At 68.1% G+C, this 9,947-nt stretch carries 14 protein-coding genes; 8 read left to right on the top strand and 6 right to left on the bottom strand.

Features of this window, described 5'->3' with window-relative positions; all coding sequences use genetic code 11:
• Window positions 1–105: 105 nt before the first annotated feature.
• Window positions 106–531, top strand: coding sequence for an EamA family transporter (locus tag QSK30_RS23880; protein ID WP_285505936.1), 426 nt, complete (start codon window positions 106–108; stop codon window positions 529–531).
• Here QSK30_RS23880 and QSK30_RS23875 read toward each other — a convergent pair.
• On the bottom strand, window positions 443–688 hold the full coding sequence (locus QSK30_RS23875; RefSeq protein ID WP_285505934.1) for a response regulator: 246 nt from the start codon (window positions 686–688) through the stop codon (window positions 443–445). The genes QSK30_RS23880 and QSK30_RS23875 overlap by 89 nt on opposite strands.
• Window positions 689–837: 149 nt before the next feature.
• On the opposite strand from QSK30_RS23875, the gene QSK30_RS23870 reads away from it, so the two are divergent.
• The 5 genes from QSK30_RS23870 (at window position 838) to QSK30_RS23850 (ending at window position 3,818) form a co-directional block, all read left to right on the top strand.
• Window positions 838–1,650, top strand: a complete 813-nt coding sequence (locus QSK30_RS23870) for a helix-turn-helix domain-containing protein (protein WP_285505932.1) — start codon at window positions 838–840, stop codon at window positions 1,648–1,650.
• A gap of 15 nt (window positions 1,651–1,665) precedes the next feature.
• The gene (locus QSK30_RS23865; RefSeq protein ID WP_285505931.1) at window positions 1,666–1,923 is read left to right on the top strand and encodes a DUF397 domain-containing protein; all 258 of its coding nucleotides are present in this window, start codon (window positions 1,666–1,668) and stop codon (window positions 1,921–1,923) included.
• A 106-nt stretch (window positions 1,924–2,029) separates the two neighbouring features.
• A complete protein-coding gene (locus tag QSK30_RS23860; RefSeq protein WP_285505928.1) occupies window positions 2,030–2,368 on the top strand; it encodes a helix-turn-helix domain-containing protein in 339 nt (112 codons plus the stop codon).
• Window positions 2,365–3,183, top strand: coding sequence for an ImmA/IrrE family metallo-endopeptidase (locus QSK30_RS23855; protein WP_285505926.1), 819 nt, complete (start codon window positions 2,365–2,367; stop codon window positions 3,181–3,183). The genes QSK30_RS23860 and QSK30_RS23855 overlap by 4 nt, the downstream gene beginning before the upstream one ends.
• On the top strand, window positions 3,180–3,818 hold the full coding sequence (locus tag QSK30_RS23850) for a PIN domain-containing protein (protein WP_285505924.1): 639 nt from the start codon (window positions 3,180–3,182) through the stop codon (window positions 3,816–3,818). The genes QSK30_RS23855 and QSK30_RS23850 overlap by 4 nt, the downstream gene beginning before the upstream one ends.
• Before the next feature lie 53 nt (window positions 3,819–3,871).
• On the opposite strand, the gene QSK30_RS23845 is transcribed toward QSK30_RS23850, so the two are convergent.
• Entirely contained in the window at window positions 3,872–4,846 is a 975-nt protein-coding gene (locus QSK30_RS23845; protein WP_285505922.1) for an NAD(P)/FAD-dependent oxidoreductase, read from the bottom strand.
• Window positions 4,847–4,944: 98 nt separating this feature from the next.
• Here QSK30_RS23845 and QSK30_RS23840 point away from each other — a divergent pair, with 98 nt between their 5' ends.
• A complete protein-coding gene (locus tag QSK30_RS23840) occupies window positions 4,945–6,336 on the top strand; it encodes a class II fumarate hydratase (protein WP_502871875.1) in 1,392 nt (463 codons plus the stop codon).
• A 41-nt stretch (window positions 6,337–6,377) separates the two neighbouring features.
• Here the strand turns inward: QSK30_RS23840 and QSK30_RS23835 are convergent, their stop codons facing one another.
• The 4 genes from QSK30_RS23835 to glpX form a co-directional block, all read right to left on the bottom strand.
• Complete coding sequence (locus tag QSK30_RS23835; protein WP_285505920.1) at window positions 6,378–6,734, bottom strand: hypothetical protein; 357 nt, start codon at window positions 6,732–6,734, stop codon at window positions 6,378–6,380.
• Window positions 6,731–7,219, bottom strand: coding sequence for a hypothetical protein (locus QSK30_RS23830; RefSeq protein ID WP_285505919.1), 489 nt, complete (start codon window positions 7,217–7,219; stop codon window positions 6,731–6,733). Before QSK30_RS23830 ends, QSK30_RS23835 begins: the two co-directional genes overlap by 4 nt.
• A gap of 180 nt (window positions 7,220–7,399) precedes the next feature.
• On the bottom strand, window positions 7,400–8,068 hold the full coding sequence (locus QSK30_RS23825) for a L,D-transpeptidase (protein ID WP_285505917.1): 669 nt from the start codon (window positions 8,066–8,068) through the stop codon (window positions 7,400–7,402).
• 92 nt (window positions 8,069–8,160) lie between these two features.
• On the bottom strand, window positions 8,161–9,222 hold the full coding sequence (glpX, locus tag QSK30_RS23820) for a class II fructose-bisphosphatase (protein ID WP_285505916.1): 1,062 nt from the start codon (window positions 9,220–9,222) through the stop codon (window positions 8,161–8,163).
• Between the two features lie 133 nt (window positions 9,223–9,355).
• Between glpX and QSK30_RS23815 the strand changes: the two genes are divergently transcribed.
• Window positions 9,356–9,919 carry a DUF4245 domain-containing protein gene (locus tag QSK30_RS23815; protein WP_285505915.1) on the top strand — a complete coding sequence of 188 codons (564 nt, stop codon included), beginning with the start codon at window positions 9,356–9,358 and terminating at the stop codon, window positions 9,917–9,919.
• Window positions 9,920–9,947 lie beyond the last annotated feature (28 nt).

Raw genomic sequence — 9,947 nt, 5'->3', positions numbered from 1 at the left:
ACCCACTGGGTGAACTGGCGACGCACCCACCAAGCACGCTCACGCTGGTTCCACAAACGCACCAGACTCGCCCGCGACATCGAGAACACCCAGGTCAGCTAACAAATGGCGGCTGCCGTACTAGGGGGATTGTCGGTAGCGCTATGGGCACACCTCTTGGCGACAGGTGTTGGCAGCGTGCTCGCGGTTCTCGTTGACCCGTGGCGCATTCCGACTAAGAGGGAGTCGGTAGCCCTCTTAGTAGTGGCAGTGCTAACGGTTGTGGCGTTCGTGATTTGGTACCTAGCGGTGAATGTGCTGGGCGCCGACCGGGCCGGGGTGCTGATCGGCGTGATGCCGGTGGCGGGCCTGGTGGTGTCGGTGGCGATGGGGGCACAAGAGTTGACGGTGGTCGCACTCGCCGGGGTGGCGGTGGTCGGGATCGGTTGTGCTGTCGGACTTCTCAGACCTTCTCCTCGAACTCCTCGAACCAGTCCGTCACATCGCTCATGTGCCGGATCACCAGCAGGCACTGGCGCAGGCTCAGGGTGATGCTGCTGCCGTCGGCGTCGGTGATGACGAGGTCGGGCATCCGCATCGAGATGATCGCGGGGCCGGTCTCGTCGGTCTGCTCGATGGTCCAGGTCTTGACCTCCGGGATGCGCTCCACAACCTGGCGGTGCAGCTCGGCGAGGTTCGGTTGGTCCATTGTGTCCTCCAGTTGGAACGGTTAGGACCACTCTTTCTCGTTGCAACTGCTGCACGCCATGGCCCGATCGTGTGATTGTGTTGCGGGACTGTTTCCGAAAGCATGCCCCCATGCCTGGAAACCCGCACACTTCGGTCCGGTCTAGGACTGTGGCCGCCGAACTACGCAAACTCCGTGAGGTCAAAGGACTTACCTGCGCCGAGGTAGGCGAGCAACTTGGAGTTTCAGCGAGCAAGATCAGCAGGATGGAGACCGGTGTCAGTGGGTTGCAACATGAGGATGTCGCTGTCCTGCTGGGATTCTACAAGGTCCCGGCCGCTCGCCGCACCGAACTGCTGGACCTGCTGCGGCGGGGCGACCAGAAGGGCTGGTGGGAGCGCCAAGCCAACCTCCCGAGCATCTGGCGCGCCGTGATCGACTTCGAGAACAAGGCAAGACGCATCCAGAACTACGAGAACATGGTTGTCCCGGGGCTTTTGCAAACCGGAGAGTATGCGGCTGCGATGCTCCAGGGCTTGGACTCGACCCTCTCCCCGGTGGAGTTGGACAACCTGGTGGCTTCGCGGATCGCTCGGCAGACACTCCTGACCAGGTCCAACGCACCTCAGTTCCTGGCTGTGATCCACGAAGCGGCGCTCCGCGTGCCGATTGGGGGAGCGGGCGTCATGGTCCGCCAGTTGCGCCGCCTGATGGAGCTAGGCGAGTACCGGAACATCAGCGTCCGGATGCTGCCCACCTCGGCGGGAGCGACTGCGGGCCTCAGAGGCCCCTTCATGATCCTGGAGTTTGCTGAGGAACCAGCCTTGGTCTACGCCGAGAACCAGGACACGGCGATGTTCCAAGAGGAAGAGGTAGATCTCGCCGGGTATCGCCTTGCGCTCCGCAATATTCTGAACGTGTCCCTTGCACCCGATGCAACGGCCGAGTGGCTCTCGGCCACCGTGGCCGAGATGACCGCCTAGGAAGAGGAACGCAGCATGTCCGCGCTGGACCTGAAAACCGCCCGCTGGCGCAAGAGTTCCCGCAGCACCAACCAGGCCAACTGTGTGGAGGTGGCACACATCGATGCTCCGGCGCAGTGGCGCAAGAGTTCTCGCAGCACCAACACCGGCAACTGCGTTGAGTTGGCGCATGGCTCGACCGTCGCGGGCATCCGCGACTCCAAGAACGTGTCCGGGCCGGTTCTGCTCCTGCCCGCCACCGCCCTGGAGTCCCTGCTCACCGCCGTCAGGTAGCGACCGGTGTCGTGACCTGCGACGACACCCCCGTCGTGGGTCGCGACACTTCCTCCGGCTTCGCCGAGCGCGTACACTTGAATCACTGAGTGGGGGAGTGATTCAGATGATGACCTCGGGTGACCGGGTGCGAGCCGCCCGGGAGCGGGTCGGGTTGAGCCAGCGGGCGCTCGCCGACCGGGCGGAGCTGAGCCAAGCGACGCTGAACCGCGTCGAGCTCGGGGCTCGCAAGCCGAAGATGCCGGAACTGGTCGCACTGGCTCGTGCGCTCGGGTGCTCGCTCTCGGAGATCTCTGAGCACTCCCCCGTGCGCGACCGCGTCGTCTGCTTCGCCCGGGCCGAGAACCGCAACGCCGAGAACCAGATGGCCGGCCTTCGTCGGGAGCTGGTTCACTTCCTCGAACTCGACGCCTACCTGGAAGAGCAGGGCGTCCCGCGACCGTGACCGAGTACGAGAAGTCCGCCATGGTCGCGGCTCGGGAGTTCCGTTCCGAGAACGGACTCGGCATCGCCCCGATCGCGGACGTCGTGACGCTGATCGAGCAGACCCGCGATGTCGACGTCGCTGTCCTCGACGTCGAGGACAGCGACGAACACGGGCTGACGATGATCGACCCAGCGCGCGGGGTCACCATCGTCGGGGTGGCTCGTTCCCTCCATCCCATGCGCTGGCGCAGCACACTTGGCCACGAGCTGGGGCACCTCGTCTTCGACGACCACCACGCGGGCGAGTCCGGGTCCCTGGTCTTCAACGCCACCGTCGAGAGCCGCGCCCAGGCCTTCGCCCGGCACCTGCTGCTCCCCGTCGAGGCCGTCGGCCAGTTCATGGCCGATCGGCGCGCGCTCGACCTCGCCACGTTCTCGGACCTGGTGCAGCGCTTCCAGATCTCGCCCAAGATCGCCGCGATCCAGTTGCGCGACAGCGGGTACCGCGACCAAGGCGACCTCAACCTGTTCGCAGGCACCTTCACGCCATCGCTGGCGGCCCGGTTCGGGTGGATGGACCAGTACCGCGCCCTGCAGGTGGAGTCCAGTCAGCGGCGATCACCACAGCGCCTTCTCGCCCGCGCGGTCGCGGGCTACGCGGCGGGCGTGGTGACGATCGAGACCCTCGCCGGTGTCCGCGGGATCCCAGCGGCCGACCTCGCCACCGAACTCACCGAAGCAGGCGTCCGAGTCCGCGGCGCTGTCGCACATCCGGCTGACCGGGACGTCCGGGACGCAGGTGAGTTCATCGACCTCTCTTGGCTGGACGAGTGACCACCTGCACCGGGACTGTCGTCGACGCGGGACCCGCCCTCACGTTCCTGGCCAGGAAGGACACCACGCGTGTCCTCTTCCAGGGGCTGCGTGGGGGCTTTGCCGCGCCGGAGATCGTGCGTACCGAGGTGATGCGCAAGAGCCGTGAGAAGCAACGCTTGTTGGGCTCGGCCGCGAACCAGTGGCAGATGCTGGAGAACGCTGGTCGCATCGAGGTGCTCTCCGACGATGAGTCCGTGGAACTCTCAGTCGCCGTCCAGCGCCTCTGCCACCTCCCGATGAGTCAACGGATGCAGCAAGGCAAGGATCTTGGCGAGCTGATGGTGATCGCGCACGCCGTCGTGCTCGCCGATGCGGGCAGGGATGTCACGGTCCTCATCCAGGAGCGGGACGGCACGGCCATGGCTCAGCAGGAAGCCGCCAGATTCGCCCGCATGGCTCCGCGGCGCGGTTCCATCCGCGTGTGGAACTCGGAGACTGTCCTTCTGCGCGCCGCTGGAAGTCCGCAGCTGCCTGACAAGAGCACCATGAGGCGCATCTACGGAGCCATGCGTCCGCTAGACGCAGCCCTACCACCCATTGACCAGACCGACCTGCTCACTTCGTCGGTGTGGAATCAGATCGAGCAGCGGTGAGTCTTGCTCGGCACTGGTGGCTGCGACCGAAACCGTCGCAGCCACCACCATCTCTACTCCGCCGCGCTCGAGTGGCCCGGGAACAGGTGGGCCTCCGGGTTCAGCGCCACCGCGATGTTGTTCACCGCTGTCGCCGCCTCCCCGAAGCCCGTCGCGATCAGCTTCACCTTGCCCGGGTAGGCCGCCACGTCCCCGGCCGCGTAGACCAGCGGCCGCGCGGTCTGCATCGTCGAGTCCACCGAGATCGACCGGTGGTCGATCTCCAGGCCCCACGCCTCGATCGGTCCCAGGTCGGCCGTGAACCCCAGCGCCGCTACCACTGCCTGTGCGGGTAGCACTACCGGCGCGTCTTCGCCCTTCACGCTAAGAGTCACCTGTCGGAGGCTCTCGTCGTCGCCGATCATCTCCGTCACTTCCGCGTCCGTGATGATCCGGACGCCCAGGTTCGTCACCTGGCGGACTGTCGCGGGCATGGCGCGGAACTTGGCCCGGCGGTGCACGATCGTGACGCTGGTGGCGATCGGGTGCAGTGCCAGCGCCCAGTCGAAGGCCGAGTCACCGCCACCCACGATGACCACGTCCTGGTCGCGGTGCACGTCCAGCGCGGGCACGAAGTGCACCATCCCGCGCCCGAGCCAGCCGTCGCCCGCGGTCAGCGGGCGGGGCGTGAACTCGCCGATGCCCGCGCTGATCAGCACCGCGCCCGCGCTGACCGTGACCCCGCCGTCCAGGTCGACGATGAACCGTCCGTCCACTTGGGACAGAGTCTGGGCGCGCCTGCCCAGCAGGTAGGTCGGCTTCCACTGGTCGGCCTGCTCCACCAGCGCGGAGACCAGGTCGCGGCCCTTCACCGCGGGGAAGCCCGCGACGTCGAAAATCATCTTCTCCGGGTACATCGCGGTGACCTGACCGCCGGGCTCGGGCAGCGAGTCGACGATGGCGGTGGTCAGGTCGCGGAATCCGGCGTAGTAGGCGGCGTACAGGCCCGTGGGGCCAGCGCCGACGATGAGTAGGTCGACCTCGGTCATCGGTACCTGCTCTCACGCATGTGGTGGGCGTCCATGAACCACCCTATGTGGGGAACCTGACCATGCCCAGGTCCCCGAACGGGGTGAGACTGGTGCACATGGGCGACTTCCGCATCGAACACGACACCATGGGCGAGGTCCGCGTGCCCGCCGCCGCGCTGTGGCGGGCGCAGACGCAGCGCGCCGTGGAGAACTTCCCGATCTCGGGCCGGGGCCTCGAGCGCGCCCAGATCCGGGCGCTGGGCCTGCTCAAGGCGGCCGCCGCCCGGGTCAACGCCCGACTGGGGGTGCTGCCCGCCGAGGTCGCCGAGGCCATCGCCACGGCCGCCGACGCCGTGGCCGCGGGCGACCACGACGCGGAGTTCCCGATCGACGTGTTCCAGACCGGGTCGGGCACCTCGTCGAACATGAACGCCAACGAGGTCATCGCGACCCTGGCGTCCCGCGCGCTCGGTCGGGACGTGCACCCGAACGACCACGTGAACGCGTCGCAGTCGTCCAACGACACGTTCCCGACCACGCTGCACCTGGCGGCCACCGAGGCCCTGGTGTCCGACCTCGTCCCGGCGCTCGAGGCGTTGGCCTCGGCGATCGAGGTTCGCGCGGGGGAGTGGGCGGACATCGTGAAGTCCGGACGCACCCATTTGATGGATGCCGTCCCGGTGACGCTGGGACAAGAAGCGGGCGCGTGGGCCGCGCAGGTGCGGTACGGCATAGAGCGCGTGCAGTCCGTCTTGCCGCGTCTTGGGGAATTGCCTATCGGCGGTACCGCAGTGGGCACGGGTCTTAACGCACCTATCGGTTTTGGTGCTGCCGTGTCCTCAGAACTCGCTAGCGCTACCGGCCTCCCCTTGACCGAAGCCCGCGACCACTTCGAGGCCCAGGCAACTCAGGACTCCGTGGTGGAGGCCTCCGGCCAACTGCGCACCGTGGCCGTCTCCCTGTTCAAGATCGCCAACGACCTGCGCTGGCTCGGCTCGGGCCCGCGCACCGGCCTGGCGGAGCTGGCGCTGCCGGACCTGCAGCCGGGGTCGTCGATCATGCCCGGCAAGGTCAACCCGGTCATCCCCGAGGCCACGATGATGGTGGTCGCCCAGGTCATCGGCAACGACGCCGCCGTGGCGTTCGCCGGGACGCAGGGCAACTTCCAGCTCAACGTGATGCTGCCGGTGATCGCCCGCAACATCCTCGAGTCCGCCCGCCTCCTGTCGGCGGTGGCCCGACTGCTGGCGTCGAAGGTCATCGAGGGCGTCGAACCGGACGTGGACCGCCTGCGCGAGCACGCGGAGTCGTCACCGTCGATCGTGACGCCGCTGAACTCGGTCCTGGGGTACGAGGAGGCGGCGTCGATCGCGAAGCAGTCGCTCAAGGAGCGCAAGACGATCCGCGAGGTCGTGATCGAACGGGGCCACGTGTCGTCCGGGAAACTCACCGAAGAACAGCTCGACCAGGCCCTCGACGTCCTCCGCATGGCCCGCGGCGGACACTGACCCCGGTCGTCACCGACCGGCCCCACCATCCGCGCCCGGGCCTAGTCAGTTGCCTTGGGATGGCCCCCCGCGTACTGAACCCAGACCGTGTGTCCGTCCACGTCCAGCAGATACCAGATCCGGTCGCCCCCGGTGACCTCGATCTGCCAGCGCGGCAACTCCCGCCCGCCGTGGGTGCCAGAGGCCAAACAGCCCTTCAGTTGGCTATGACGACTGCAGGGCTTGCCTGATCCCGGGCCTGGACTGTCGCGCATGACCTCCCAGGCCTTGCGCAAGTTCCCTCCGGCGCGGGTTTCCAGGTCGTGCCAACCCTTGATCGCTTCATTCGTGCAGTAGCGAATGTGCCACTCCTCAGCGATGGTCGGCGGGGCGACCGGGTCTCCTTTCTTCGGGCTCACGAGATGGCTTCCTCCGGGGCCGGAACGTCACCGAGGTCCTCGCCGTCCTGCTGGAGGATCGCGAGAAGTCGTGGATCCGCGTGGACCTCGGCAGTGTGCCGCCACGCCGCGATAAGTCGGGTGACCGGAGCCGGACTGCCCAGCGAGTCGGCGGCTTCCAGGGTCTGCACGAGGTCGACGACGAACGCGCGCAGGTCTTCCCGTGGCAGGAACCGAACCCACGGAAAGGCTGTCGGCATGACGTCGGTCACCAGGTCCCGAACGCTGTCGCTGTGCTGCATCAGAGCCACGAAGAGCGCCGTTGTGGTCGAGACGACCTCGCGCACCTCCTGCGCCCTGCCCGCGGTGGTGAGTACTAAGTCCTCCTCGTCACCACGGCGGTGCACGAGCAGAGTCCGGCTGGGCGACTCCTGGAGCTTGCGGACGGAGTCCGCGGGCTTGTTCGACAGGTCGCTGAAGTTGATCTCGGACGCGGCGCTGGACATAGTTGCAAGGTACCTTGAAACTCGATCCGCTGTCATCCGAACTCCCCGGCGAGCAAACTGGGCAGGTAGGCGTTCGGGGCAGTCCACCCAAGTCGTCAGGTCATGGCCCTCCTGAAACGGCGCCGGCTCGGACATCAGCCTTGCGATGTCCGAGCCGGGGAGTTGAGCCGCCGCTGGTGGTTACGGCACGACCTGCACGACGTCGCCGACGGCGAGTGCGTTGTAGTAGGTCTTCGCCGCGGCGGCCGACAGGTGGATGCAGCCGTGCGACTTGGCACTGAGGCTGCCCTGGTGGAAGGCGATGCCGCCGTTGAAGAAGACCGAGAACGGCATCGGCGCGTCGTTGAACTCGCGGCTCTTGTGGTCGATGTCCTTCCACTGCACGCGGAAGGTTCCCGGCGGGGTCAGGTAGCCGGGGCGGCCGCTGGTGATCGGGGCCGGGCCGTAGACGACCTTGCCGTCCTTGAGCAGCCACGTCTTGTTCGCCGACAGGTCGATGCACGCGTCCACCGTGCTCGCGCACGGGACACCGGCGATGGCCGGGGGCGGCGGGGGCTTGGGTGTCGCGGTCGTCGGCTTGGGCTTCGGCTTCGTGGTGGTCGTGGTCGGCTTGGGCTTCGTCGTGGTGGTCGTCGGCCGCGTGGTGGTGGGGGCGACCGTGGTGGTTGTCGTGGTCGGCTCGACCGTGGTGGTCGTGGGCTGGACCATGGTCGTGGGGGCCGCGCTGGTGGTCGTCGTCGTGGTGGACGTCGCGGGTTGCGCCGCGGGGGCGCCCTCGCTCGTGCCACACGCGGACAGCAGCGCGGTCGCGGCCACCGCCGCGCCCAGGATCAGCCTGTTGACCTGCATATACGGCTCCTCGCCTGCCCCAGGGGAATACCCGTCGATGGCTGTGACGCCCCTGGGGCGAGCGAGGTTGTCCCGCGCGACCCAACCGTTACCTACGGCAGCGGCGGGATGCCGTCGTCCTCGGTGTCGCCCTGGCGGTCGAAGTCGACCGAGGAGTACTCGCGCAGCTTGGTGAGGCGGTGGAAGCCATCGATCATGCGCACTGTGCCGGACTTGGACCGCATCACGATGGACTGCGTCGTACAACCACCCGATCGGTAGTGCACGCCGCGCAGGAGGTCACCGTCGGTGATGCCGGTGGCGCAGAAGAAGACGTTGTCGCCGCGGACCAGGTCGTCGGTGAGCAGGACCCGGTCGAGGTCGTGGCCCGCGTCGATGGCCCGGCCGCGCTCGGCGTCGTCCTTGGGCCACAGCTTGCCCTGGATGGCCCCGCCCATGCACTTGAGCGCCGCCGCGGCGATGATGCCCTCCGGGGTGCCGCCGATGCCCAGCAGCAGGTCGACACCGGTGTTCGGGCGGGCGGCGGAGATCGCGCCCGCGACGTCGCCGTCGGAGATGAAGTGGATCCGCGCGCCCGCCTCGCGGACCTCCTTGACCAGGCCGTCGTGCCGGGGGCGGTCGAGGATGCAGACCGTCACGTCGGAGACGTCGGTGCTCTTGGCCCTGGCGACCCGGCGGATGTTCTCCGCGACCGGGACGGTGATGTCGACGACGTCGGCGGCCTCCGGGCCGACGGCGAGCTTCTCCATGTAGAACACCGCGGACGGGTCGAACATCGCGCCCCGCTCGGCCACCGCCAGCACCGCGATCGCGTTGGGCATGCCCTTGGACATCAGCGTGGTGCCGTCGATCGGGTCGACCGCGACGTCGCAGTCCGGCCCGTCGCCGTTGCCGACCTCCTCGCCGTTGTAGAGCATGGGCGCCTCGTCCTTCTCGCCCTCCCCGATGACCACCACGCCGCGCATCGACACGGTGCCGACCAGCTTGCGCATGGCGTCGACGGCGGCTTGGTCGCCGCCGTTCTTGTCGCCCCGGCCGACCCAGCGGCCCGCGGCCATCGCGGCGGCCTCGGTGACGCGTACCAGTTCCAGCGCGAGGTTGCGGTCGGGTGCTTCCCGGCGGCGCGCGGCGTTGGCGCTGGTGGACGTGCTCATAAAGCCTCCCGGATCGGCGGGCGGCCTGCCTTGGTGGCAGACCAATCCGCATCCTCCCAGATCAGGCCGTATACCTGGGTACGACCGCGGCCGTGCCGCTCGTCACGGCGGGGCATTTGCGACGATGGGTGGCGTGGCTGCCAAATCCCGGCTCAACCAGGGCCCGCGCGACATGGTCCTCTCGCTGGTCGCGCTGCTCCTGATCATCGGCGCGCTGATGTTCGCCAACCGCGGCTGCGCGTTCAGCCCCGGGACGCCGACGGCGGACCCGTCGACCGCCCCGTCGGTGGACGCGGCGGACTCGCTCCAGCGCGCGGCGGCGGTGGTGGACTTCCCGGTCCGGGTGCCCGCGGTGCCCGCCCCGTGGCGAGCGAACTCGTCCTCCACGGGCCGGGTCGAACCGGTATCGGTGGTGGTCCGAGCCGGTTGGCTGACCCCGGGGCGGTTCGTGCAGCTGAGCCAGTCGGCGGCCTCGGTACCGGAACTGGTGGCGGCGGAGACGGGTGCCTCGTCGGGGTCCAGCGGGGTGGTGGACGTCGACGGTACACAGTGGACTGTTTACCCGGGTCGGCGCTCGGAGCTCGCGTGGGCGACGTCGGTGTCGGGGGCGACGGTGTTGATCACCGGGACCGGGGACGAGGAGGAGTTCCGGGCGCTGGCGCGGGCGTATCTGGCTGCCGCGCCTGTGAAGCGGTAAACCTGAATGGCGCAACCCGTTGGCGTGT

Origin of the sequence: Actinokineospora sp. NBRC 105648 (assembly GCF_030269645.1) — a bacterium.
Taxonomy (GTDB): Bacteria; Actinomycetota; Actinomycetes; order Mycobacteriales; family Pseudonocardiaceae; genus Actinokineospora.
Note: the sequence above shows the minus strand (reverse complement) of the source record. Positions and strands in the feature narration are given on the sequence as shown.